The sequence below is a fragment of the Streptomyces sp. RPT161 genome, from assembly GCF_027533845.1.
GTDB classification, from domain to species: Bacteria; Actinomycetota; Actinomycetes; order Streptomycetales; family Streptomycetaceae; genus Streptantibioticus_A; species Streptantibioticus_A silvisoli_A.
This window is the reverse complement of record NZ_JAPZVN010000008.1, coordinates 129,173-154,099: the sequence shown is the minus strand read 5'-3', so window position 1 is coordinate 154,099 and position 24,927 is coordinate 129,173. Positions and strand designations below refer to the sequence as shown.

16 protein-coding genes and 1 pseudogene are annotated in these 24,927 nt (G+C 70.7%); 14 read left to right on the top strand and 3 right to left on the bottom strand.

Translation table 11 applies throughout. From position 1 onward, the window contains the following. Positions 1-28: 28 nt before the first annotated feature. From O5O46_RS18285 to O5O46_RS18245, 9 genes and pseudogenes are all read left to right on the top strand, one after another. On the top strand, positions 29-952 hold the full coding sequence (locus O5O46_RS18285; RefSeq protein ID WP_269856542.1) for an LLM class F420-dependent oxidoreductase: 924 nt from the start codon (positions 29-31) through the stop codon (positions 950-952). 42 nt (positions 953-994) lie between these two features. Next, a complete protein-coding gene (gene mmuM / locus O5O46_RS18280) occupies positions 995-1,897 on the top strand; it encodes a homocysteine S-methyltransferase (protein ID WP_269856541.1) in 903 nt (300 codons plus the stop codon). A gap of 51 nt (positions 1,898-1,948) precedes the next feature. Then, on the top strand, positions 1,949-3,412 hold the full coding sequence (locus tag O5O46_RS18275; protein WP_269856540.1) for a 3' terminal RNA ribose 2'-O-methyltransferase Hen1: 1,464 nt from the start codon (positions 1,949-1,951) through the stop codon (positions 3,410-3,412). After that, complete coding sequence (locus O5O46_RS18270) at positions 3,409-5,982, top strand: polynucleotide kinase-phosphatase (RefSeq protein WP_269856539.1); 2,574 nt, start codon at positions 3,409-3,411, stop codon at positions 5,980-5,982. The genes O5O46_RS18275 and O5O46_RS18270 overlap by 4 nt, the downstream gene beginning before the upstream one ends. 72 nt (positions 5,983-6,054) lie before the next feature. After that, complete coding sequence (locus O5O46_RS18265) at positions 6,055-7,278, top strand: arginine deiminase (protein WP_269856538.1); 1,224 nt, start codon at positions 6,055-6,057, stop codon at positions 7,276-7,278. A 119-nt stretch (positions 7,279-7,397) separates the two neighbouring features. Further along, positions 7,398-8,396 (top strand): ornithine carbamoyltransferase, encoded by a 999-nt coding sequence (gene argF, locus O5O46_RS18260; protein ID WP_269856537.1) that lies wholly within the window; start codon positions 7,398-7,400, stop codon positions 8,394-8,396. Positions 8,397-8,455: 59 nt separating this feature from the next. Next, positions 8,456-9,522 (top strand): annotated as a pseudogene (locus tag O5O46_RS18255) (amino acid permease); the annotation flags it as partial. Between the two features lie 127 nt (positions 9,523-9,649). Continuing rightward, positions 9,650-10,477, top strand: coding sequence for an enoyl-CoA hydratase family protein (locus tag O5O46_RS18250; protein ID WP_269856536.1), 828 nt, complete (start codon positions 9,650-9,652; stop codon positions 10,475-10,477). Further along, entirely contained in the window at positions 10,462-12,888 is a 2,427-nt protein-coding gene (locus O5O46_RS18245; protein ID WP_443072560.1) for an oxidoreductase, read from the top strand. Before O5O46_RS18250 ends, O5O46_RS18245 begins: the two co-directional genes overlap by 16 nt. Before the next feature lie 39 nt (positions 12,889-12,927). On the opposite strand, the gene O5O46_RS18240 is transcribed toward O5O46_RS18245, so the two are convergent. Then, positions 12,928-13,761, bottom strand: coding sequence for a PaaX family transcriptional regulator (locus O5O46_RS18240; protein WP_269856534.1), 834 nt, complete (start codon positions 13,759-13,761; stop codon positions 12,928-12,930). Positions 13,762-13,765: 4 nt separating this feature from the next. Then, on the bottom strand, positions 13,766-15,385 hold the full coding sequence (locus tag O5O46_RS18235) for an AMP-binding protein (RefSeq protein WP_269856533.1): 1,620 nt from the start codon (positions 15,383-15,385) through the stop codon (positions 13,766-13,768). A gap of 151 nt (positions 15,386-15,536) precedes the next feature. On the opposite strand from O5O46_RS18235, the gene O5O46_RS18230 reads away from it, so the two are divergent. After that, complete coding sequence (locus O5O46_RS18230) at positions 15,537-16,652, top strand: acyl-CoA dehydrogenase family protein (RefSeq protein ID WP_269856532.1); 1,116 nt, start codon at positions 15,537-15,539, stop codon at positions 16,650-16,652. Positions 16,653-16,716: 64 nt separating this feature from the next. Here the strand turns inward: O5O46_RS18230 and O5O46_RS18225 are convergent, their stop codons facing one another. Continuing rightward, on the bottom strand, positions 16,717-18,246 hold the full coding sequence (locus O5O46_RS18225) for a helix-turn-helix domain-containing protein (protein ID WP_269856531.1): 1,530 nt from the start codon (positions 18,244-18,246) through the stop codon (positions 16,717-16,719). 286 nt (positions 18,247-18,532) lie between these two features. Between O5O46_RS18225 and acnA the strand changes: the two genes are divergently transcribed. The 4 genes from acnA to O5O46_RS18205 all read left to right on the top strand — a co-directional run bounded on the left by acnA (position 18,533) and on the right by O5O46_RS18205 (position 24,907). Continuing rightward, positions 18,533-21,253 carry an aconitate hydratase AcnA gene (acnA, locus tag O5O46_RS18220; protein WP_269856530.1) on the top strand — a complete coding sequence of 907 codons (2,721 nt, stop codon included), beginning with the start codon at positions 18,533-18,535 and terminating at the stop codon, positions 21,251-21,253. A 299-nt stretch (positions 21,254-21,552) separates the two neighbouring features. Beyond that, complete coding sequence (gene ngcE, locus O5O46_RS18215) at positions 21,553-22,956, top strand: N-acetylglucosamine/diacetylchitobiose ABC transporter substrate-binding protein (protein WP_269856529.1); 1,404 nt, start codon at positions 21,553-21,555, stop codon at positions 22,954-22,956. A 71-nt stretch (positions 22,957-23,027) separates the two neighbouring features. Next, a complete protein-coding gene (locus O5O46_RS18210) occupies positions 23,028-23,960 on the top strand; it encodes a carbohydrate ABC transporter permease (protein WP_269856528.1) in 933 nt (310 codons plus the stop codon). Positions 23,961-23,974: 14 nt separating this feature from the next. After that, positions 23,975-24,907, top strand: a complete 933-nt coding sequence (locus O5O46_RS18205; protein WP_269856527.1) for a carbohydrate ABC transporter permease — start codon at positions 23,975-23,977, stop codon at positions 24,905-24,907. Positions 24,908-24,927 lie beyond the last annotated feature (20 nt).

Genomic DNA, 24,927 nt, shown 5'->3' with positions numbered 1-24,927 from the left:
CGGCCGTACCCGGTGCAGGATGGAGGTTATGGATCTACGCATTTTCACCGAACCTCAACAGGGCGCCTCCTACGACACCCTGCTCTCGGTGGCCAAGGCCACCGAGGAGCTGGGGTACGACGCCTTCTTCCGCTCGGACCACTATCTGCGGATGGGGGCGGTCGACGGGCTGCCCGGCCCGACCGACGCCTGGATCACCCTCGCCGGACTCGCCCGGGAGACCAAGCGCATCCGGCTCGGCACGCTGATGACCGCGGGCACCTTCCGGCTGCCCGGCGTGCTGGCCATCCAGGTGGCGCAGGTCGACCAGATGTCCGGGGGCCGGGTGGAACTCGGCCTCGGCGCGGGCTGGTACGAGGAGGAGCACACCGCGTACGGCATCCCGTTCCCCAAGGAGAAGTTCGGTCGCCTTGAGGAGCAGCTGGCCGTCATCACCGGTCTGTGGTCCACCCCGGTGGGCCGGACCTTCGACTTCGACGGCACCTACTACCAGCTCAAGGACTCGCCCGCGCTGCCCAAGCCCGCGCAGCGCAAGATCCCGGTGATCATCGGCGGACACGGTGCCAAGCGCACCCCGCGGCTCGCGGCCCGGTTCGCCGATGAGTTCAACATCCCGTTCGCCTCGGTCGAGGACACCGAGCGGCAGTTCGGCCGGGTGCGCGAGGCCGCCGCGGCGCACGGCCGCAAGCCGGACGAGATCGTGTACTCCAACGCGCTGGTCGCCTGCGTCGGCAAGGACGACGCCGAAGTGGCCCGCCGCGCCGCGGTCATCGGCCGGGAGGTGGAGGAGCTGAAGGCCAACGGCCTCGCGGGCTCGCCGGACGAGGTGGTCGACAAGATCGGCCGCTACCGCGAGGTCGGCTCGTCCCGGATCTACCTCCAGAACCTCGACCTGAACGACCTGGACCACCTGGAGCTGATCGCCTCCCGCGTACAGTCGCAACTCGGCTGACCGGACGGCGCTCGCCCCCAACACCCCCAAGGAGCACCCGAGTTGCCCGCCCCGACCACCCCGCTGGCCGCCGCCCTCGCCGAGGGACCGGTGGTGCTCGACGGCGGTCTGTCCAACCAACTCCAGGACCAGGGCTGCGACCTGTCCGACGAGTTGTGGACCGCCCGACTGCTCGCCGACGCCCCCGGACAGATCGAGGCGGCGCACGCGGCGTATCTGCGGGCGGGCGCGCGGGTGCTCACCACCGCCAGCTACCAGGCCACCTACCAGGGCTTCGCCCAGCGGGGACGGTCCGAGCGGGAGACCTCGCAGCTGCTGCGGCGCAGCGTGGAACTCGCCCGGCGGGCGGCGCGCGGGCTGCCCGAGGTGTGGGTGGCCGCCTCCGTCGGCCCGTACGGCGCGATGCTCGCCGACGGCAGCGAGTACCGGGGCCGGTACGGGCTTTCGGTAAGGGAGTTGGAGCGCTTCCACCGGCCCCGGATAGACGCGCTGGCCGCGGCCGGTCCGGATGTGCTGGCCCTGGAGACCGTCCCGGACACCGACGAGGCGGAGGCGCTGCTCAGAGCGGTCGACGGCGTCGGGCTGCCGGTCTGGCTGTCGTACACCATCAGCGGCGGACGCACCCGCGCCGGGCAGCCGCTGGCGGAGGCGTTCGCACTGGCCGCGACCGTGCCCGAGGTGATCGCGGTCGGCGTCAACTGCTCCGCCGCCCAGGACATCGGCCCGGCGGTGGCCGTCGCGCACGCCGTCACCGGCAAGCCGGTGGTGGCCTACCCCAACGGCGGTGAGTGGGACGCGGTGGCCCGCACCTGGCACGACACGCCCCTCGACGTGGCGGCCCTGGTGCGGGACTGGCGGTCGGACGGCGCCCGGCTGATCGGCGGCTGCTGCCGGGTCGGGCCACGGGACATCGCCCGTGTCGCCGCCGCGCTCGCCCACCCGTAACGCCCGCTAATCCGCTGGTCAGCCGGGGCGCACCGGGTCATACTCGGGCAGGTGTTCCTGACGATGTCGACCACCGGCAGCGCGAAGTCCCCGGCCACCGATCTGGGGTTCCTGCTGCACAAGCACCCCGCCAGGGCCCAGGCGTTCGCCACCGCGCACGGCACCGCGCACGTCTTCTACCCCGAGGCGTCCGAGCGGCGTTGCACGGCCGCGCTGCTGCTGGAGGTCGATCCGGTGACCCTGGCCCGCCGGGCGAAGGGCAAGGGCCGTGGCGGCAGCCCCGATGTGGCGCTGGCCGACTACGTCAACGACCGCCCGTACGCGGCGACTTCGCTGCTCGCCGTGGCGCTCGGCAACGTCTTCTCCACCGCGCTCAAGGGAATCTGCCGCACCATGCCGCGGCGCGCCGCCGAGCCGCTGCCGCTGCGGGTCGAGATACCCGTGCTGCCCGCCAAGGGCGGTGCGGCCCTGGTCCACGCGCTGTTTGAGCCGCTCGGCTGGACCGTGGCCGCCGAACCCGTCGCACTGGACGAGCGGTTCCCCGAGTGGGGCGACTCGCGGTACGTGGCGCTGACCCTTGAGGGGCGGCAGCGGCTCTCGGACGCGCTGCGCCATCTGTACGTCCTGCTCCCGGTGCTGGACGACGCCAAGCACTACTGGATCGCGCCGGACGAGGTCGACAAGCTGCTGCGCGCCGGTGACGGCTGGCTGGCCGGCCACCCCGAGCAGAAGCTGATCACCTCCCGCTATCTGGCCCGCCGCCGGTCGCTGACCCGCCAGGCCACGGAGCGACTGGAACTCGCCAGGCTCGCCGCCGTGGACGACAGCGCGGACGAGGAGATCGACAACGCGGTGGACGAGACCGCGGACACCGAGGAGCGCCCGGTGCCGCTCGCGGTGCGCCGCCGCGAGGCGATCGTCGCCGCACTGCGCGCCGCCGGCGCCCACCGGGTCCTCGATCTCGGTTGCGGTCAGGGCCAGTTGGTGGGCGAGCTGCTCAAGGACGCGGCGTTCACCGAGATCGTCGGTGTCGATGTGTCGGTACGCGCTCTCGCCGTCGCCGCGCGGCGGCTGCGCCTTGATCGGATGACGGAGCGGCAGGCCGACCGGGTGCGGCTGCTCCAGGGCTCGCTGACGTACACCGACTCGCGGCTGAAGGGCTACGACGGGGCCGTCCTCAGCGAGGTCGTCGAGCACCTGGACCCGCCCCGGCTGCCCGCCCTGGAGTACGCGGTGTTCGGTGCCGCCCGGCCCGCCACCGTCATCGTCACCACGCCCAACGCCGAGTACAACGTGCGCTGGGAGACGCTGCCGGACGGGCGGGTACGGCATCCGGACCACCGCTTCGAGTGGACCCGCGAGGAGTTCCGCCGCTGGGCGGACCAGGTCGGCGAACGGTACGGCTACCGCGTGGAGTTCGGCGCGGTGGGCGAGGACGACCCCGAGGTCGGGCCGCCGACCCAGTCGGCCGTCTTCAGCAGGACCGAGAGCACCGCGAAGGGAGCGTCCGCATGAGCGAGCGCCGGGTACCACTGCCCGTCACCGACCTGTCCCTGGTGGTGCTGGTCGGCGCCACCGGCTCCGGCAAGTCCACCTTCGCCCGGCGCCACTTTAAGCCAACCGAGGTGGTCTCCTCCGACTTCTGCCGCGGCCTGGTCAGCGACGACGAGAACGACCAGAGCGCCAGCGCGGACGCGTTCGACGTGCTGCACCACATCGTCGGCAAGCGGCTTGCCGCCGGACGGCTGACCGTGGTCGACGCCACCAACGTCCAGTCCGAGGACCGGGCGCAGCTCGTCCGGCTGGCCCGCGAGCACGATGTGCCGCCCATGGCGATCGTGCTCGACGTCCCTGAGCAGGTGTGCGCCGAGCGCAACGCCACCCGCCCGGACCGCGCGGACATGCCCCGCCATGTCATCGCCCGCCACCAGCGCGAACTGCGCCGCTCGCTGCGCTCGCTGGAGCGCGAGGGCTTTCGGAGGGTGCATGTGCTGCGCGGCGTCGAGGAGGTGGCGGCGGCCGAGGTCACGCTGGAGCGGCGGTTCAACGACCTGCGCCACCTGACCGGTCCGTTCGACATCATCGGCGATGTGCACGGCTGCCGCGCCGAGTTGGCGGAGCTGCTGGACCGGCTCGGCTACGAGCTGTGCCACGACGCGGCGGGACGGCCGGTGGGCGCCGCGCATCCGCTGGGGCGCACCGCCGTGTTCGTCGGCGACCTGGTCGACCGCGGCCCGGACAGCCCCGGTGTGCTGCGCCTGGTGATGGGCATGGTCGCCGCCGGGAACGCGCTGTGCGTCACCGGCAACCACGAGGACAAGCTGGGCCGCCACCTCAGGGGACGCCAGGTCAAGCCCGGTCACGGCCTGGCCGAGACCATCGCGCAGCTGGCCGGGGTGACCGAGGAGGAGCCGGAGTTCCCCGACCGCGCACGGGAGTTCATCGGCTCACTGGTCAGCCACTACGTGCTGGACGGCGGTGCCCTGGTGGTCTGCCACGCGGGGCTGCCGGAGAAGTACCACGGCCGCACCTCCGGCCGGGTCCGCTCGTTCGCCATGTACGGCGACACCACCGGTGAGACGGACGAGTACGGCCTGCCGGTCCGCTACCCGTGGGCCGAGGAGTACCGGGGCCGTGCCGCGGTCGTCTACGGGCACACGCCCGTACCGCGGGCCACCTGGCTCAACAACACCATCTGCCTTGACACCGCGTGCGTCTTCGGCGGCAAGCTCACGGCGCTGCGCTGGCCGGAGCGCGAACTGGTCGAGGTGCCCGCGCAACGGGTCTGGTACGAGCCGGTCCGTCCGCTGGCCGGTCAGGCCCCGGGCGGCCACGACGGACGTCCCCTGGACCTGGGCGACGTACACGGCCGACGGGTGATCGAGACCGCCCGGCACGGCCGGGTCGCGGTACGTGAGCAGAACGCCGCGGCGGCCCTGGAGGTCATGAGCCGCTTCGCCGTCGACCCGCGGCTGCTGCCCTATCTGCCGCCGACCATGGCCCCCTGCGCGACCTCGCGGCGGGACGGCTATCTGGAACATCCGCAGGACGCCTTCGCCGCCTACCGCGCGGACGGCGTCGGCCGGGTGGTGTGCGAGGAGAAGCACATGGGCTCGCGCGCGGTGGCCTTGGTGTGCCGGGACGCCGAGACCGCCCGCAAGCGCTTCGGCACCGGCGGCGAGCAGACCGGTGCGCTCTACACCCGTACCGGCCGCCCGTTCTTCACCGACCCGGGCATGACCGAGCGGGTGCTGGACCGGCTGCGGGACAGCGTCGGGGGCGCGGGGCTGTGGGGCGAGCTGGGCACCGACTGGCTGCTGCTGGACGCCGAGTTGCTGCCGTGGTCGCTGAAGGCGTCCGGGCTGCTGCGCCAGCAGTACGCGGCGGTGGGCGCCGCGTCCCGGGCGGTCCTCCCCGCCGCCTTGGCCGCTTTGCGGCAGGCGCTGGAAAACGGCGCCGACGTCGCGGAGCTGCTGGCCCGGCAGGGCGAGCGGGCCGCGGACGCCGTCGCGTTCACCGACGCCTACCGCCGCCACTGCTGGCCGACCGAGGGCCTGGACGGGGTGCGGCTCGCCCCCTTCCAGCTGCTGGCGGTCGAGGGCCGCAGCCTGGCCACGCTGCCGCACGACGAACAGCTCGCCCTGATCGACCGGCTGGTCGCCCATGACCCGAGCGGCCTGCTCGCCGCCACCCGCCGTCTGGTCGTCGACACCGAGGACGAGACGTCGGTCGCCGACGGCATCCGGTGGTGGCTGGAACTGACCGCCGAGGGTGGCGAGGGCATGGTGGTCAAGCCGCTCCAGGCGTGCGTGCGCGGACCGAAGGGACTGGTGCAGCCGGGCGTCAAGTGCCGTGGCCGGGAGTACCTGAGGATCGTCTACGGCCCGGAGTACACCCGACCCGACAACCTGGCCCGGCTGCGTGCGCGCTCCCTGGGCCACAAGCGCTCGCTCGCGCTGCGCGAGTACGCGCTGGGGCTGGAGGCACTGGACCGGCTGGCGGCGGGCGAACCGCTGTGGCGGGTGCACGAGGCGGTCTTCGCGGTGCTCGCGCTGGAGTCGGAACCGGTCGATCCACGGCTGTAGCGTTCCGGCCGCCTGGCGCTGGGGCGCGCGTGCGGGGTGGGGTGCCCGCGCCCGGCGTGGGAAGGTTCTTCCATGGGCTTCCATGTGGATTCCGAGGCCGGGCGGCTGCGCCGCGTCATCCTGCACCGCCCGGATCTGGAGCTGAAGCGGCTGACCCCGTCCAACAAGGACGCGCTGCTGTTCGATGACGTGCTCTGGGTGCGCAGGGCGCGCGCCGAGCACGACGGCTTCGCCGACATACTGCGGGACCGCGGCGTGGAGGTCCATCTCTTCGGCGACCTGCTGCGTGAGACGCTGCTGGTGCCCGAGGCTCGCCGACTCGTCCTGGACCGGGTCTTCGACGAGAAGGAGTTCGGGCCGCTGGCCACCGATCACCTGCGGGCGGCCTTCGCCGACATGCCGGTGGCGGACCTGGTCGAGGCGCTGGTCGGGGGGATGACCAAACGCGAGTTCCTGGAAGGGCACGCCGAGCCCACCTCGGTGCGCTTCCATGTGATGGAGCCGGACGACTTCCTGCTCGCCCCGCTGCCCAACCACATCTTCACCCGGGACAGCTCGGCGTGGGTGTACGACGGGGTGAGCATCAACGCCATGCGCTGGCCCGCCCGTTGGCGGGAGACGGTGCACTTCGAGGCGATCTACCGGTACCACCCGATGTTCGCGGGCGGCCTGTTCCATGTGTGGTCGGCGGGGCAGTCGGCCTATCCGTCCACTATTGAGGGCGGTGACGTGCTGGTGATCGGCAAGGGCGCGGTGCTGATCGGGATGAGCGAGCGCACCACCCCGCAGGCGGTGGAGATGCTGGCGCGCGGACTGTTCGCGGCGGGCTCCGCCCGTACCATTGTCGCCCTGGACATGCCCAAGAGACGTGCGTTCATGCACCTCGACACCGTGATGACGATGGTCGACGGCGATACCTTCAGCAAGTACGCGGGCCTGGGGATGCTGCGTTCGTACACCATCGAGCCCGGCGCGGGCGAGGGGGAGCTGAAGGTCACCGACCATCCGCCGGAGCACATGCACCGGGCGATCGCGGCGGCCCTCGGCCTGGACGACATCAGGGTGCTGACCGCCACCCAGGACGTGCACTCGGCGCAGCGCGAACAGTGGGACGACGGCTGCAACGTGCTGGCCATCGAACCGGGCGTGGTCATCGCCTACGAGCGCAACGCCACCACCAACACCTTCCTGCGCAAGAACGGCATCGAGGTGATCACCATCCCGGGCAGCGAGCTGGGCCGGGGCAGGGGAGGCCCGCGCTGTATGAGCTGCCCGATCGAGCGCGACCCGGTCTAGCCCCGCCGCCGGCGGCGGGCGATGATGCCGGTGGCCGACGCGAGCGGGCCGCCGCATAAGGATGCGATTAATCGTATACACTTCCGGTGTCGCTGCCGCCCCACCTAGGAGCACCCGTCATGGCCATCGACCTCACCGGCCGCCACTTCCTCAAGGAGCTGGACTTCTCGGCCGAGGAGTTCCGCCACCTGGTGGAGCTGGCCGCGCGGCTGAAGGCCGCGAAGCGGTCGGGCACCGAGGAGCAGCGGCTGCGCGGCAGGAACATCGCGCTGATCTTCGAGAAGACCTCGACCCGCACGCGGTGCTCCTTCGAGATCGCCGCCGCCGACCAGGGCGCGCGGACCACCTACCTCGACCCGGCCAGCTCGCAGATCGGCCACAAGGAGTCGGTCAAGGACACCGCCCGGGTGCTCGGCCGGATGTTCGACGGCATCGAGTACCGCGGCCACGCCCAGGAGATCGTCGAGGAGCTCGCGGCCCACGCGGGCGTCCCCGTTTGGAACGGGCTCACCGACGAGTGGCATCCGACGCAGATGCTCGCCGACGTGCTCACCATGACCGAGCACAGCGCCAAGCCGCTGAACGAGATCGCCTACGCCTACCTCGGCGACGCCCGCTACAACATGGGCAACTCGCTGCTGACAACGGGTGCGTTGCTCGGCATGGACGTGCGCATCGTCGGCCCGAGGATCCTGTGGCCCGGCGAGTCGGTGGTCGCCGCGGCCCGCCGCCTCGCCGAGCGCACCGGCGGCCGGGTCACGCTTACCGAGGACGTGACGGAAGGAGTGCGCGGCGTCGACTACGTGCACACCGACGTCTGGGTGTCGATGGGCGAGCCAAAGGAGATGTGGGACGAGCGGATAGCGCTGCTCGGCCGCTACGCGGTCACCATGGACGTGCTGCGGGCCACCGGGAACCCGGACGTGAAGTTCATGCACTGCCTGCCCGCCTTCCACGACCTGGGCACGGCGGTCGGCCGGGAGATCAACGAGCAGTACGGGTTGGACTCGCTCGAAGTCACCGACGAGGTCTTCGAGTCGGAGCACTCGGTCGTCTTCGACCAGGCGGAGAACCGGATGCACACCATCAAGGCGGTGCTGGTGGCCACGCTCGGCTGACCGAGCGTCAGGCAGATGTCGTGAACCGCGGCGGGCGCCGCGGTTCACGACATCTGTCCATGCCCCGTGTCAAGTCACCGGAAGTGCTGGTCGCCGAGTCCGGCGCGGACCTGGAGGGGCACGGGCTGCGGCGCACCATGGGCCTGTTCCAGCTGGTGTGCTTCGGCGTCGGGGCGATCGTCGGCACCGGCATCTTCGTGGTGCTGTCCGACACCGTGCCCAAGGCCGGTCTCGCGGTGGTGATCTCCTTCGCGCTGGCCGCGGTCACCTGCGTGTTCACCGCGTTCTCCTTCGCCGAACTGGGCGGCGCCATCCCGGTCTCCGGCAGCTCGTACCCCTACGCCTACGCCACGCTGGGGGAGTTGGCCGCCTTCCTGGTCGGCTGGTGCCTGCTGCTGGAGTACGGGGTGTCGGTCTCAGCTGTCGCGGTGGGCTGGGGGCAGTACCTGGACGAACTGGTCGGCGGCCTGTTCGGCTGGCACCTCCCGGCCGCGCTCGCCGCCGCCCCCGGCAGCGGCGGAGTGGTCAACGTGCCCGCCGTCGCGGTCATCGTGCTGGCCGCGCTGCTGCTGGTGCGCGGGGTGCGGGAGAGCGCACGGGCCACCGCGGCCATGCGGTGACCAAGATCGCGGTGCTGGTGGTCTTCTGCGTCATCGCGTTCACCGCTTTCGACGCCGGGCACTTCACCCCGTTCGCGCCGCACGGTCTCGGCGGCATCACCGCGGCCGCCTCGCTCGCCGCCATCGTCGACCGGGCCACCGGATCCACCGCGGGCGGTTCGGTCATCGCCTTCGGCGCCGTGGTGGCGATCGCCTCCGTGGTGCTCACCGTGCTGTACGGGCAGACCCGCATCCTGCTGGCGATGTCCCGGGACGGCCTGGTGGCGCGGGTCTTCGAACACGTCTCGCCGAGGACCGCCACCCCGGTGGCCAACACCTGGATCGTCGCGGCGCTGGTCGCCGTGCTGGCGGCGGTCGTTCCGCTGGCGGTGACGGTCGGTCTGACCACCATCGGCACCTTGGCGATCACGGCCGTGGTCAACGTCTGCGTGATCGTGCTGCGGCTGCGCCGACCCGATCTGCGGCGTTCGTTCGCGGTGCCGCTCTATCCGGTCAGCCCGCTGCTGCCCCGGCTGGCCGGGACCGGATAGCCGAACGGATTCTATGTCGTACTCGTGACGGCGGTCACGAAGCGGTGATAACTTCGGACCGCGAGCGTCCGTCCGCCCTCCCCATCGCGAAGGAGGCCGTGCCATGAGCCCGATGCGAGGCTCCGCGACGATCACCGAGGAATGGCGCCATCTGAGAGTGGAGCGAGCCGACGGCGTCACCACCGTCACCCTCGACCGCCCCGACCGGCTCAACGCCCTGACCTTCGGCGCCTACGCCGACCTGCGCGACCTGCTCCCCGAACTCGCCCAGGACGGCCGGACCCGGGTGCTGGTGCTCGGCGGCGAAGGGCGTGGCTTCTGCTCCGGCGGCGACGTGGACGAGATCATCGGCGCCACCCTGGCCATGGGCGCCGGTGAACTGCTGGAGTTCAACCGGATGACCGGCCAGGTGGTACGGGCGCTGCGCGAGTGCCCGTTTCCCGTGATCGCCGCCGTCCACGGGGTGGCCGCCGGAGCGGGCGCGGTACTGGCGCTGGCCTGCGACTTCCGGATCGTGGAGCGCTCGGCGCGGTTCGCCTTCCTGTTCACCAAGGTCGGCCTGGCCGGGGCCGACATGGGCGCCGCCTACCTGCTGCCCAGGGTGGTCGGGCTCGGCCACGCCACCCGGCTGCTGATGCTGGGCGAACCGGTGTACGCCGCCGAGGCCGAACGCATCGGCCTGGTCAGCGAGTTGGCCGAGGACGGGCAGGCCGCGACGGCGTCGGCCGCGCTCGCCCGCCGGCTCGCCGACGGCCCGGCGCTCGCCTACCGCCAGACCAAGGCCCTGCTGACCGCCGAACTGGACATGCCGCTGGGCGCCGCCGTGGAAATGGACGCCGCCGCCCAGGCGTTGCTGATGACCAGCGCCGACTACGCCGAGTTCCACGCCGCGTTCACCGGCAAGCGCCCCCCGAAGTGGGAGGGGCGGTGACCGCGGCAGGTCCGCGGCGGATCGCGGTGATCGGCGCGGGCCCCGGCGGCCTGTACGCCGCCGCGCTGCTCAAACGGCTGGACCCGGCACGGGAGATCACCGTCTGGGAGCGCAACGCCCCCGATGACACCTTCGGCTTCGGAGTCGTCCTCTCCGACGAGACCCTCGGCGGGATCGAGCACGCCGACCCGGTCGTGTACCGGGCGCTGAGCGAGGAGTTCGTACGCTGGGACGCGATCGACGTGTCCCATCGCGGTACGGTCATCCGCTCCGGCGGCCATGGCTTCGCCGCGCTCGGCCGCCGCCGGCTGCTCGCCGTGCTGCACGACCGCTGCCGGAGCCTCGGCGTACGGCTGCGGTTCGCCGAAACCGCGCCGCCAGCCGCCGAGTTGGCCCGGGAGCACGACCTGGTGATCGCCGCGGACGGGGTGCACAGCGCGACCCGGGAGGCGTACCGGGACGTCTTCCGGCCGAGCCTGACCACGCACCGCTGCCGGTATGTGTGGCTGGCCACCGATCTCGTCCTGGACGCCTTCCGTTTCGAGATCGCCGAAACCCCGCACGGCCTGATGCAGGCGCACGGCTATCCCTTCGCCCGCCCGTCGCCCACCACCACCCTCAACGGAGGCGCTTCGCGCCGCAGTGATGATCGCCCGTCGCCCGCCACCACCCTCAACGGAGGCGCTTCCACCCTCAACGGAGGCGCTTCGCGCTCCCATTTGGATGGTGCCAGCACCTTCATAGTGGAGATGCGCGAGGAGGTGTGGCGGAGCGCGGGCCTCGACCGCTTGGACGAGGAAGGCTCGATCGCGCTGTGCGAGAAGGTCTTCGCCGATCTGCTCGGCGGCCACCGGCTGCGCTCCAACCGCTCCCGCTGGACGGCGTTCACCACAGTGACCAACGGCAGTTGGCGGGCAGGACGGGTGGTGCTGCTCGGCGACGCCGCGCACACCGCGCACTTCTCCATCGGCTCCGGCACCAAGCTCGCCATGGAGGATGCCCTCGCCCTCGCCGCAAACCTGCGGGAACAACCCGACCTGGACACGGCGTTGGCGGCCTACGAGGCCGAGCGCCGGGCCGTGGTGGAGAGCACCCAGCGCGCGGCGCTGGCCAGCCTGGAGTGGTTCGAGGAACTGGCCCAGTACGCCGACCAGCCGAAGCGGCAGTTCGCCTTCAACCTGCTCACCCGCAGCCGCCGGGTCACCCATGACAACCTGCGGTTGCGCGACCCGGACTTCACCGCCGCCGTCGAGACCGAGTTCGGCGTCGAGCCGGGCACCCCGCCGATGTTCGCCCCCTTCCGGCTGGGCGGTCTCACACTGCGCAACCGCGTGGTCGTCTCGCCCATGGACATGTACTCCTCGGCCGACGGCACACCGGGCGACTTCCACCTGGTCCACCTGGGCGCCCGGGCGCTGGGCGGCGCGGGCCTGGTGATGACCGAAATGGTGTGCGTCAGCCCGCAGGGGCGGATCACACCGGGCTGCGCCGGGCTCTACACCGACCGGCACGAGGACGCCTGGCGGCGCATCGTGGACTTCGCGCACGGCCAGTCCCCGGCGGCGCTCGGCCTGCAACTCGGCCACAGCGGCCGCAAGGGCTCGACCCGGCTGATGTGGGAGGGCATCGACCAGCCGCTGCCGGACGGCAACTGGCCGCTGGCCGCCGCCTCCGCACTGCCGTACCGGCCCGGGGTGAACCAGGTGCCGCACGCGCTGGACGCGGCGGGACTCACCGAGATCCGCGAGCAGTTCACGGCCGCCGCCGTACGCGGCGCGCGTGCGGGCTTCGACCTGCTCGAACTCCACTGCGCCCACGGCTACCTGCTGTCGGGCTTCCTCTCACCGCTGACCAACCAGCGCACCGACCGCTACGGCGGTGACCTGACCGGACGGCTGCGCTACCCCCTGGAGGTCTTCGACGCGGTACGCGAGGTCTGGCCCGCGGAGCGGCCCATGACGGTACGGATATCAGCCACCGACTGGGCGGACGGCGGCACCACCGCCGACGACGCGGTCGAGATCGCCCGTGCCTTCGCGGCGCACGGCGCCGACGCCATCGACGTCTCCACCGGCCAGGTCGTGCCCGACGAACGCCCCGCGTTCGGCCGCTCGTACCAGACGCCGTACGCCGACCGCATCCGCAACCAGTTGGGCATCCCGGTGATCGCGGTTGGCGCCATCTCCTCCTGGGACGACGTGAACTCCCTTGTCCTGGCGGGCCGTACGGATCTTTGCGCGCTCGCGCGTCCGCACCTGTACGACCCCAACTGGACCCTGCACGCGGCCGCGGAGCAGGGCTACTCGGGGCCGGGTGCGCAGTGGCCGCTGCCGTATCAGGCGGGCTCCAGGCGTCCGCCGACGGGTCGGGTCGACGGACCCAAGCCGCGGTTGACGTTGGAGGCCAGGTGAGGACGGCGGTCTCGAAGGTCAAGCCGCCGCTCCCGCCGGTCACGGCATCCGATGAACCGCCCGTACGAACTGCGCGCCCGGCTCGCGCAGCCGCTCGTGCAACGCCGAGAACACCTCCGCGGCCCGGCCGCCGGGCCAGTCCGCGGGGAGCAGTTCGGCCGGGAGGCCGGGATCCGCGTACGGCAGACGGCGCCACGAGTCCAGCACCCGTAGGTAGTCGCGGAAGGCGTCCTGCGGCGGTACGCAGGCGCGGCGGGACCAGGCGGCCAGTACCGGCTCCTGCTCGGCCAGGAACGCCCGGTGCAGCGCGGCGATGGCGTCCAGGTCCCACCAGCGGCTGACCGACTCCCGTGTGGGCTCGAAGCCCAGGTGGTCGCCGCGGAACAGGTCGGCGTAGCCGGCCAGGCCGAGCCGGTCCAGGGTGTGCCGGGCCTCCTCGTAGAGTTGCGCGGGGGCGATCCACACACCGGGGGCGGCCGTGCCGAAGCCCAGGCGGGACAGCCGTGAGCGCAGCAGATGGCGCTTTCGGCGTTCGGTCTCCGGGACCGAGAAGACCACCAGCACCCAGCCGTCCGCGCCCGCGGCCGGGGGGTGCCGGTAGATCCGGCGGTCGCCGTCCGCCAGCAGCTCGGTGGCGTCCGCCGAGAGCCGGTAGGCCGCCGCCGCGCCCACCCGGTCGGCGACCAGCAGTTCGCGCCGCTTGAGCCGGGAGACCGCCGAGCGCACCGACTGCGGGTCGACGTCCGCGGCGCCCAGCAGCCGGATCAGCGCGGCGACCGCCACCCGTCCCGCGCACTCCGCCCGGCCGTACGCCCCGAAGAACGTCAGGATCAGCGAACTCGGCGTATGCCCCTCGGTACGTTGCCCTTCCACGCGATCACTCTAGGTCGCGCAGCCGGAAGCGTTGCAGCTTGCCCGTGGGGGTACGCGGCAGCGCGTCCAGGAACGCGACCTCGCGCGGGCACTTGTACGGCACCATCTCGCCCTTGGCGAACTCCCGCAGCGCCCGCACCGTCCGCTCGTCCCGCGGCACCCCGTCGCGCAGCACCACGTACGCCTTGGTGATCCGCCCGCGGTCCGGGTCGGGGACGCCGATCACCGCCACCTCGCGCACGGCCGGATGGCGGGACAGGGCCTCCTCGACCTCCGGCGCGGCGATGTTGTGCCCGGCCGAGATGATCATGTCGTCGGCGCGTGCCACGTAGGTGAAGTAGCCGTCCGCGTCGCGCACATAGGTGTCGCCGGTGATGTTCCAGCCGTCGCGTACGTAGTCGCGCTGCCGCTCGTCGGCCAGGTACCGGCAGCCGGTCGGGCCGCGTACCGCCAGCAACCCCGGCTCTCCGTCCGGTAGTTCGCCGCCCGACTCGTCGACGACCCGCGCCTGGTAGCCGGGGACCGGCACCCCGGTGGTGCCCGGCCGGATCGCACCGTCGGCCGCGGAGATGAAGATGTGCAGCATCTCGGTGGCGCCGATGCCGTTGATGATCTCGATGCCGGTGCGCTCGTGCCACGCCTGCCAGGTGTCCGCCGACAGGTTCTCCCCGGCCGAAACGCACCGCCGCAGCGAGGAGATGTCGTATCCGCCGCCCTCCAGCGCGCCCAGCATGGCGCGGTACGCCGTCGGCGCGGTGAACAGCACGCTCACCCGGTGCCGGGTCACCGCCTCCAGCAGCGTCTCGGCACCGGCCCGTTCGAGCAGCAGCGTGGACGCCCCGGCGCGCAGCGGGAAGACCACCAGGCCGCCGAGCCCGAAGGTGAACCCCAACGGCGGGCTTCCGGCGAAGACATCGGACTTCTCCGGCCGCAGCACCAGCGCGGAGAAGGTGTCGGCGATGGCCAGGACATCCCGGTGGAAGTGCATGCACCCCTTCGGCATTCCGGTCGTCCCCGAGGTGAAGGCGATCAGCGCCACGTCGTCCGCCGAGGTGGCGACCGCGGGGAAACGATCCGGCTTACGCTGGGCGAGCCGCGTCAGGTCCCCCGGCCGCTCGCCGCCGAACGCCGCCGTGCGCAGCCCCGGCACCTCGGCCTTCTCCAGGTCGTCGAGTGACCGGATGTCACACAGCGCGTGCCGTACCCGGGCGATCCGGCAGATCACCGCCAGCTCCCGGGGGCGGTGCGCGGCCAGCACGGTCACCGCGACCGCGCCGGCCTTCATCACCGCGAACCAACAGGCCACCAGCCAGGGCGAGTTGGGTCCCCGGAGCAGCACCCGGTTCCCCGGGACCACCCCCAGGTCCTCCACCAGCACCCGTGCCACGCGGTCGGAGGCCGCCCGCAGCTCCTCGTAGCTCCACACCTCGCCGCCCGGCATGCGCAGGCAGGGGCGGTCGGGGCCGAAGCGTTCGGCGCTGGCGTCCAGCAGTTCCGTACCGCAGTTGAGCCGGTCCGGGTACCGCGGCAGTGGTGCGTCGAGCAGCAGACCCGGCCACTGTTCCGGCGGCGGCAGGTGGTCGCGCGCGAAGGTGTCCAGATGTGCGGAGGGCAGCAGGTCCATCGTGGGTCGCCCCTTTGCGACGGTCCGGGCAAGGGTGGGAATCCGGCCGTGCGATTGCCGAATCAGCGTAACGTGATGGTGACGACAGTCAACAGACCGCGATAAGCAACGCGTTGGGTTCCGTCAGACCGCGAAACGAGGAGGCAGCCCGGTGCCGGTGTTCGCACTCGATCCCGAACAGCAGGCGTGGTGTGAGCGCGTCCGCGAGCAGGCGGCCACCCGGCTGCGTCCGCTCGCCGAGGCGGGCGAGCCCGGCCGGGTCAACCGGCCGCTGCTCGCCGAACTCGCCCGTCTGGGAATGCTGGAGCGGCTGTTCCCGGTGGACGGCCGGCCCCGCGCCCTGGACCTGTGCCTGCTGCGCGAGTCGCTGGCCCGCGAGTGCACCGAGGCGGAGACCGCGCTGGCGCTCCAGGGCCTCGGCGCCCATCCGGTGCTGCGCGCACCGCAGTTGGCGCGGCGCTGGATCCCGCTGGTGGCCTCGGGCCGTGCGGTGGCCGCCTTCGCGCTGACCGAGCCGGACGCGGGGTCCGACGCCGCGGCGCTGCGGCTGCGGGCCGAGCCGGACGGCGCCGGGTGGCGGCTGACCGGTACCAAGCGCTGGATCTCCAACGCGCCGGAAGCCGACTTCTACACGGTCTTCGCCCGTACCGCACCGGATGCCGGGGCGCGCGGCGTGACCGCCTTCCTCGTCCCGGCCGACCGCCCTGGACTTACCGGCGAGCCGATCCGGATGCTCTCCCCGCACCCCATCGGCAGCCTGAGCTTCGACGGGGTGCCGGTCGGTCCGGACGATCTGCTGGGCGAACCGGAGCGCGGCTTCCGGGTCGCCATGGAGACGCTGAACCTGTTCAGGCCGAGCGTCGGCGCGTTCGCGGTCGGCATGGCGGGGGCGGCGCTCGACGCCGCCGTCCATCACGCCGGTCAACGCACGGCGTTCGGCGGGCCGTTGAAGGACCTGCAGGCCGTGGGCCACACCCTGGCCGAGATGGCCACCCGCACCGAGGCGGCGCGGCTGCTGGTGCTGGCCGCCGCGGAGGCGTACGACGCCGGGGCCCCCGACATCGCCAAGCGGTCGGCGATGGCCAAGCTGTTCGCCACTGAGACCGCGCAGTACGTGGTGGACGCCGCCGTCCAACTGCACGGGGCCGGTGCGCTGCGCGCGGGGCATCTGCTGGAGCACCTCTATCGCGAGGTGCGGGCGCCGCGGATCTATGAGGGGGCGACCGAGGTGCAGCGGTCCATCATCGCGCGGGAGTTGTACCGGTGAGCCGAGATAGGCGGATGCGGGTGGGTGGGGCTGCCAGGGACCCTCCCCACCCACCCGCCCCCTGTCAGATGTCGCGGAACGTCTCGATCTGGGCGCCGATGGAGTTCAGCCGCTCGGCCAGCTCCTCGTAACCGCGGTTGATGACATAGACGTTGCGCAGCACCGAGGTGCCCTCCGCCGCCAGCATCGCCAGCAGCACCACCACCGCGGGCCGCAGCGCGGGCGGGCACATCATCTCCGCCGAGCGCCAGCGGGTCGGGCCCTCGACCAACACCCGGTGCGGGTCCAGGAGTTTGACGCTCGCGCCGAGCCGGGTCAGCTCGGTCAGGTAGATCGCGCGGTTGTCGTACACCCAGTCGTGGATCAGCGTGGAGCCCTGGGCGGTGGCCGCGATCGCCGCGAAGAACGGCACGTTGTCGATGTTGAGGCCGGGGAACGGCATCGGGTGGATCTTGTCCAGCGGCGCCCGCAGCTTCGACGGCCGTACGGTGAGGTCGATCAGCCGGGTGCGGCCGTTGTCCGCCGGGTACTCCGGGCTGCGCTCGTGGTCCAGGCCCATCTCCTCGAGTACCGCGAGCTCGATCTCCAGGAACTCGATCGGCACCCGGCGGATGGTCAGCTCCGAGGAGGTGACCACGGCGGCGGCGATCAGGCTCATCGCCTCGACCGGGTCCTCCGACGGCGCGTAGTCCACGTCGCGGTCGATGTGCGGCACGCCGTGCACGGTGAGCGTGGTGGTGCCGATGCCCTCGACCTTCACGCCCAACTGCTCAAGGAAGAAGCACAGGTCCTGGACCATGTAGTTGGAGCTGGCGTTGCGGATCACCGTGACACCGTCGTGGCGAGCGGCGGCCAGCAGCGCGTTCTCGGTCACCGTGTCGCCGCGCTCGGTCAGCACGATGGGCCGGCTGAGGGAGCGTGAGGGGTCGACCTGGGCGTGGTACGAGCCGGAGGTGGCCGTGACGTCCAGTCCGAAGTGCCGCAGCGCCGCCATATGCGGATGCACGGTGCGGGTGCCCAGGTCGCAGCCGCCCGCGTACGGGATCCGGAACTGGTCGGTGCGGTGCATCAGCGGGCCGAGGAACATGATCACGCTGCGGGTGCGGCGCGCCGCCTCGGTGTCCATCGAGTCCAGGTCGAGCTCGGCGGGAGGCACGATCTCCAGGTCGTTGCCGCCGTTGATCCAGCGGGTGCGCACACCGATGCTGCCCAGCACTTCGAGGATCCGGTAGACCTCCTCGATCCGGGCCACCCGGCGCAGCGTCGTGCGCCCGGCGTTCAGCAGCGAGGCGCACAGCAGCGCGACACAGGCGTTCTTGCTGGTCTTGACGTCGATCGCGCCGGACAGCTGACGTCCGCCCACCACCCGCAGATGCATGGGGCCCGCGTATCCGAGTGAGACGATCTCGCTGTCCAGCGCCTCACCGATTCGGGCAATCATCTCAAGGCTGATGTTCTGGTTCCCGCGCTCGATGCGGTTGACCGCGCTCTGGCTGGTGCCCAGGGCCTCGGCGAGCTGCGACTGGGTCCAGCCGCGGTGCTGCCGCGCGTCACGGATGAGCCTGCCGATACGTACGAGGTAGTCGTCAGTCATGAGCAGAGGCTATCTCAGATATGAGATGCCGCTCGGCAGGGGGGTGGTGTGGCGCCCTGCTGTGCGGCGAATGGCCCAAAGCCCGTGCCGGGTGCCGGTCGGGGCCACGGCATGACCGCGCGGCGGTGATGTACTAGTGTTATCTCGACATCGAGATATCTGTCGAGGGGCGTACCGCTGCCGCGCTAGTAAGGCTCACCTAACTTAGGCCCACCTTAGTGCATCGGCCTCGAACCGCGGCGACAGGATGCGGTGGTACGCGCGAAACATGCATAAGGAGACTGTCGTGTCGGCGAACAGCTTCGACGCCCGCAGCACGCTGCGCGTGGGCGACGAGTCGTACGAGATCTTCCGGCTGGACAAGGTCGAGGGCTCCGCCCGTCTGCCGTACAGCCTGAAGGTGCTGCTGGAAAACCTGCTCCGTACCGAGGACGGGGCGAACATCACCGCCGATCACATCCGTGCGCTGGGCGACTGGGACGCGAGCGCCCAGCCCAGCCAGGAGATCCAGTTCACGCCGGCCCGCGTGATCATGCAGGACTTCACCGGTGTGCCGTGCGTCGTCGACCTCGCCACCATGCGCGAGGCCGTCAAGGAGCTGGGCGGCGACCCGTCCCGCATCAACCCGCTCGCCCCGGCCGAGCTGGTCATCGACCACTCGGTGATCGCCGACCGCTTCGGCACCCCCGACTCCTTCGCGCAGAACGTGGAGTTGGAGTACGGCCGCAACAAGGAGCGCTACCAGTTCCTGCGCTGGGGCCAGACCGCGTTCGACGAGTTCAAGGTCGTCCCGCCCGGCACCGGCATCGTCCACCAGGTCAACATCGAGCACCTGGCCCGCACCGTCATGGTCCGCAACGGCCAGGCCTACCCCGACACCCTGGTCGGCACCGACTCGCACACCACCATGGTCAACGGCCTCGGTGTGCTGGGCTGGGGCGTCGGCGGCATCGAGGCCGAGGCCGCGATGCTCGGCCAGCCGGTCTCGATGCTGATCCCGCGGGTCGTCGGCTTCAAGCTCACCGGCCAGCTGCCCACCGGCACCACCGCCACCGACCTGGTGCTGACCATCACCGAGATGCTGCGCAAGCACGGCGTGGTCGGCAAGTTCGTGGAGTTCTACGGCCAGGGCGTCTCCTCGATCCCGCTGGCCAACCGCGCCACCATCGGCAACATGTCCCCGGAGTTCGGCTCCACCGCCGCGATCTTCCCGATCGACTCCGAGACCATCAACTACCTGAAGCTGACCGGCCGTTCGGAGCAGCAGATCGCCCTGGTCGAGGCCTACGCCAAGGAGCAGGGCCTGTGGCTCGACCCGGCCGCCGAGCCGGACTTCTCCGAGAAGCTCGAGCTGGACCTGAGCACCGTCGTGCCGTCCATCGCCGGCCCCAAGCGCCCGCAGGACCGCATCGTGCTGGCCGAGGCCGCCGAGAAGTTCGGTCAGGACGTGCGCGACTACGTGCCGGTCGCCGACCTCGACGAGGCGGGCGTGGAGTCCTTCCCGGCCTCCGACGCCCCGGCCGTCTCCAACGGCGTGCCGAGCAAGCCGACCCAGGTCACCGCCCCTGACGGCGCGACCTACGAGATCGACCACGGCGCCGTCACGGTCGCCGCGATCACCTCCTGCACCAACACCTCCAACCCGTACGTCATGGTCGGCGCCGCGCTGCTGGCCAAGAAGGCGGTGGAGAAGGGGCTGACCCGCAAGCCGTGGGTCAAGACCACGCTGGCCCCGGGCTCCAAGGTCGTCATGGACTACTACGACCGCGCCGGGCTCACCCCGTACCTGGACAAGCTGGGCTTCAACCTGGTCGGCTACGGCTGCACCACCTGCATCGGCAACTCCGGCCCGCTGCCGGAGGAGGTCTCCAAGGCGGTCAACGACAACGACCTGGCCGTGGTCTCGGTGCTGTCGGGCAACCGCAACTTCGAGGGCCGGATCAACCCGGACGTCAAGATGAACTACCTGGCGTCCCCGCCGCTGGTCGTCGCGTACGCCATCGCGGGCTCGATGAAGGTGGACATCACCAAGGACGCGCTCGGCACCGACAACGAGGGCCACCCGGTGTTCCTGAAGGACATCTGGCCCTCCGAGCAGGAGGTCGAGGAGGTCGTCGCCTCCGCCATCGGCCAGGAGATGTTCGCGCAGGACTACGCCGACGTCTTCGCGGGCGACGCGCAGTGGCAGGCGCTGCCCATCCCGACCGGCAACACCTTCGAGTGGGACGCCGAGTCCACCTATGTGCGCAAGCCCCCGTACTTCGAGGGCATGACGATGGACCCGGCCCCGGTCGAGGACATCGCCGGTGCCCGGGTGCTGGCCAAGCTGGGCGACTCGGTGACCACCGACCACATCTCCCCGGCCGGTGCCATCAAGGCCGACACCCCGGCGGGCAAGTACCTCACCGAGCACGGTGTGGACAAGCGGGACTTCAACTCGTACGGCTCGCGCCGCGGCAACCACGAGGTGATGATCCGCGGTACGTTCGCCAACATCCGGCTGCGCAACCAGATCGCGCCCGGCACCGAGGGCGGCTTCACCCGCGACTTCACCCAGCCGGACGCTCCGGTCGGCTTCATCTACGACGCGTCGCAGAACTACCAGGCGGCGGGCATCCCGCTGGTCGTGCTGGCGGGCAAGGAGTACGGCTCCGGCTCGTCCCGTGACTGGGCCGCCAAGGGCACCGCGCTGCTGGGCGTCAAGGCCGTCATCGCCGAGTCCTACGAGCGCATCCACCGCTCCAACCTGATCGGCATGGGCGTGCTCCCGCTGCAGTACCCGGCGGGCGCCTCGGCCGAGTCGCTGGGCCTGACCGGTGAGGAGACCTTCTCCATCTCCGGTGTGACCGAGCTGAACGAGGGCCGCACCCCCGGCACCGTGAAGGTCACCACGGACACCGGTGTCGAGTTCGACGCCACCGTCCGCATCGACACCCCCGGTGAGGCCGACTACTACCGCAACGGCGGCATCATGCAGTACGTGCTGCGCTCGCTGATCCGGAAGTAGATCCGGCGGGCGCGACGTGCCCGACACGGCCGACAGGGCCGCACTCCACTTCAGGAGTGCGGCCCTGTTTTATGTTTCAAGCCTGTGAGACGACGGAGTGGCAGGTCTCAACTCGGGAAACTTCCCGTCCGGGACTGTGCTCGATCTTGCCGCCTCACAGGAAGTGGACTATACCTGTCGGCGTCCAACGGCCTTTCGATTTCGGCCCAGCTTCACCGTACGACCCAGCTTCGACCGACAGCGGTAGCCGGCGGGTTCCGGTGCACCGCCTGAGTCCTGAAGAAGGCGAGGACTTGAGCATGGGATCCACCATCGAGCCGAACCGGCTCAACCGCCGCGACCTCATCAAACGGGCCGCGGCGCTGGGAATCGCCGCCGTTCCGGCCAGTGGGCTGCTCAGCGCGTGCGCCGCCAGCGGCGGTGGCGGCAAGCAGGAGACCGGAAAGAAGACCGCGACCAACCCGTTCGGCGTGGTGGACAACGCGGGCCTGGAAGTCATCATCTTCAAAGGCGGATTCGGGGACGACTACGCCAGGCGGTTCGAGAAGCTCTATTCGAAGGAATTCCCCAACGCGAAGGTCACCCATACGCCCACCCAGAACATCACCGGCCTCCTGCAGCCCAGGCTGAACGGCGGTAATCCGCCGGACGTGGTGGACGACTCGGGCAACGCCCAGATCAAACTGGACGTCCTGCAGAAGGCCGGCCAGCTCGCCGACCTCACCCCGCTGCTTGACGCGCCATCAATAGACGATCCCGGCAAGAAGGTCCGCGACACCCTGCAACCGGGCACCGTCGAGCTGGGCACCATCGGCGGCACGTTCTGCACCCTCCAGTACGTCTACACCGTCTTCGGCCTGTGGTACTCGGGAAAGCTGTTCCGGCAGCACGGCTGGAGCGAGCCCAGGACCTGGGCCGACTTCATGTCGCTCTCCTCGGAGATCAAGAAGGCCGGTATCGCGCCGTTCGCGCACCAGGGCAAGTACCCGTACTACATCAACGTCGCCATCATGGACCTGGCCATCAAGAACGGCGGCCAGGACTTCCTGAACCGGGTCGACAGGCTCGACGAGACGGTGTGGGACGAGGCCCCGGCGAAGAACGCCATCGAGGCGGTCTACCAGATCGTCAGCAACAACTACCTGCTGCCCGGCACCAACGGCATGACCCACATCGAGGCGCAGACCGCCTGGAACCAGTACCGGGCCGCCTTCGTCCCGTGCGGCGCCTGGCTGGAGAACGAGCAGCTGAAGTCCACCCCGTCGGACTTCGAGATGACCTTCATGCCGATGCCGTCGCTGCCCGGCGACAAAATGCCGTTCGAGGCGATCCGTGGCGGTGCCAACGAGCCGTACATCGTGCCCGCCAAGGCGAAGAACGCGGCGGGCGGCATGGAGTTCATGCGGGTCATGCTCAGCAAGGCGGGTGCGATCGCCTTCGCGCAGACCGCCAACTCGCTGACCGTGGTCAAGGACGCGCTCGGCCCGGACGTCCAACTGCGCCCCGGCACCAAGTCCACGGTAGCCGCGCTGAAGGCGGCCGGGACCAACGTCTTCAACCCCACGTACCTGTACACCGCCAGCTCGCTCGACGTCGACATGGGAAACGCCAGCAGCGAGCTGATGGCGAACCGCATCCAGCCCGCCGAATGGCTGAAGCGGGTCAAGGCGGCGACGCAGAAGGCGAAGAAGAACGGTTCCTGACAGCACAAGGTGGCGGTACGCGCTGGACGTACCGCCACCACGGCGGGCCTCTCGATCGTCAGGCAGGAATTATGCGACACCGCAAGTACCCGTTCATCGTGGGCTTCCTCATCGTGCCGGTCGCGCTGTACGCGCTGCTGGTGATCTGGCCGTACCTGCAGACCTTCGGCTACTCGCTCACCGACTGGTCCGGCGAGTCGACCGTGATGCACTTCGTGGGCTTGCGCAACTACACCACGCTGTTCTCCGACGGCGTCTTCCGCCAGGCCCTGCTGCACAACGCGCTGCTGCTGGTGTTCCTGCCAGTGGTCACCATCCTGCTGGCGCTGTTCTTCGCCTTCATGCTCAACGTCGGCGGGCGCGGCGGCACCGGGGGAGTGCAGGGAGTGCGCGGCGCGGCGGTCTACAAGGTGGTCTTCTTCTTCCCGCAGGTGCTGTCCATCGCGATCCTCGCGGTGCTGTTCGAGGCCGTCTACCGCAGTGACGGCGGCGGGCTGCTCAACGGCATCCTCCTGAAACTCCATCTGGAGGACGCACAGCATCCGATCGAATGGCTCAACGACCCGAATCTGGTGCTGTGGTGCATCCTGGCCATCCTGGTGTGGTCCGGGGTCGGCTTCTACCTGGTGCTGTTCTCGGCCGCCATGCAGTCCATCCCCAGGGAGATCTACGAGGCCGCGCTGCTGGACGGCGCCGGGCGGGTGCAGACCTTCTTCCGGGTCACCCTCCCGCTGCTGTGGGACAGCGTGCAGACGGCCTGGGTCTATCTGGCGATCGCCGCGATGGACGCCTTCGCCCTGGTCTCCACGCTGACCCCGGGCGTGGCCTACGGCGGTGGGCCGGACTACCACGGCGAGGTGATGGCCACCTACCTGATGCGCAACTTCCTGTACTTCGGCAAGAGCGGCTACGCCTGCGCCATGGGCGTGGTGATCCTCTTCCTTACCCTGATCCTGTCCGCCGTCGCGCTGCGGGTCACCCGCCGCGAGCGCATCGAGTTCTGAGCGGGGACCGCGTCATGAGCACACCCATCAAGGACCCCACCCCGGCCCCGGTGGAACCGGCTCCCGCGCCGAGCCCGCGCAAGGCGGACCCGCGGACCCGGTTCGCGGAGGGCGGCGGGGTGCTGAACGTCTTCTCCCACGGGTTCCTCGCCCTGTGGGCCGTCATGATCGTGCTGCCGCTGGCGTGGATCGTGCTGAGCTCGTTCAAGACCGACGCGCAGATCGGCGGCAGCGCCTGGACCTGGCCGACGCACTGGTCGTTCGAGGTGTTCGTACGGGCCTGGGACAAGGGCATCGGCGGGTTCTTCCTCAACACGGTCATCGTGCTGTTCTTCTCGGTGACGCTCACCATGCTGTTCGGCTCCATGGCCGCGTACGTGCTGGCCCGCTACGAGTTCCCGGGCAACCGCGTGCTGTACTACCTCTTCGTGGCCGGGGCGATGTTCCCGGTCTACCTCGCGCTGGTGCCGCTGTTCTTCATGGTGCGCAACCTCGGCATGCTCAACACGTACCAGGGTCTGATCCTGGTCTACGTCGCCTACTCGCTGCCGTTCACCGTCTTCTTCCTGCACTCGTTCTTCCGCACCCTGCCGACGGCCGTGCACGAGGCCGCGATGATCGACGGCTGCTCGCACACCCGGGCCTTCTTCCAGGTGATGCTGCCGATCGCCAAGCCCGGGCTGCTGAGCGTCGGGATCTTCAACGTGCTGGGGCAGTGGAACCAGTACATCCTGCCGCTGACCCTGATGCAGAAGCAGAGCGGCTCCGACCGGGACCACTCGATGCTCACCCAGGGCCTGGTCAACCTGGCGCTCCAGCAGGGGTACGCCGGCGACATGCCCGCGCTGTTCGCCGGGATGACCATCGCCATGCTGCCGGTGCTGGTGGTCTACCTCTCCTTCCAGCGGCAGGTGCAGGCCGGACTTACGGCGGGCACGTTGAAGTAGCGCCGGCCGGGGACGGTACC

Bases quoted from the DNA above. Each gene is read 5' to 3' on its own strand.
- O5O46_RS18285 (WP_269856542.1), top strand. From the start codon at position 29: ATGGATCTACGCATTTTCACCGAACCTCAACAGGGCGCCTCCTACGAC.
- O5O46_RS18270 (WP_269856539.1), top strand. From the start codon at position 3,409: ATGAGCGAGCGCCGGGTACCACTGCCCGTCACCGACCTGTCCCTGGTG.
- O5O46_RS18265 (WP_269856538.1), top strand. From the start codon at position 6,055: ATGGGCTTCCATGTGGATTCCGAGGCCGGGCGGCTGCGCCGCGTCATC.
- argF (WP_269856537.1), top strand. From the start codon at position 7,398: ATGGCCATCGACCTCACCGGCCGCCACTTCCTCAAGGAGCTGGACTTC.
- O5O46_RS18250 (WP_269856536.1), top strand. From the start codon at position 9,650: ATGAGCCCGATGCGAGGCTCCGCGACGATCACCGAGGAATGGCGCCAT.
- O5O46_RS18235 (WP_269856533.1), bottom strand. From the start codon at position 15,385: ATGGACCTGCTGCCCTCCGCACATCTGGACACCTTCGCGCGCGACCAC.
- O5O46_RS18225 (WP_269856531.1), bottom strand. From the start codon at position 18,246: ATGACTGACGACTACCTCGTACGTATCGGCAGGCTCATCCGTGACGCG.
- ngcE (WP_269856529.1), top strand. From the start codon at position 21,553: ATGGGATCCACCATCGAGCCGAACCGGCTCAACCGCCGCGACCTCATC.
- O5O46_RS18210 (WP_269856528.1), top strand. From the start codon at position 23,028: ATGCGACACCGCAAGTACCCGTTCATCGTGGGCTTCCTCATCGTGCCG.
- O5O46_RS18205 (WP_269856527.1), top strand. From the start codon at position 23,975: ATGAGCACACCCATCAAGGACCCCACCCCGGCCCCGGTGGAACCGGCT.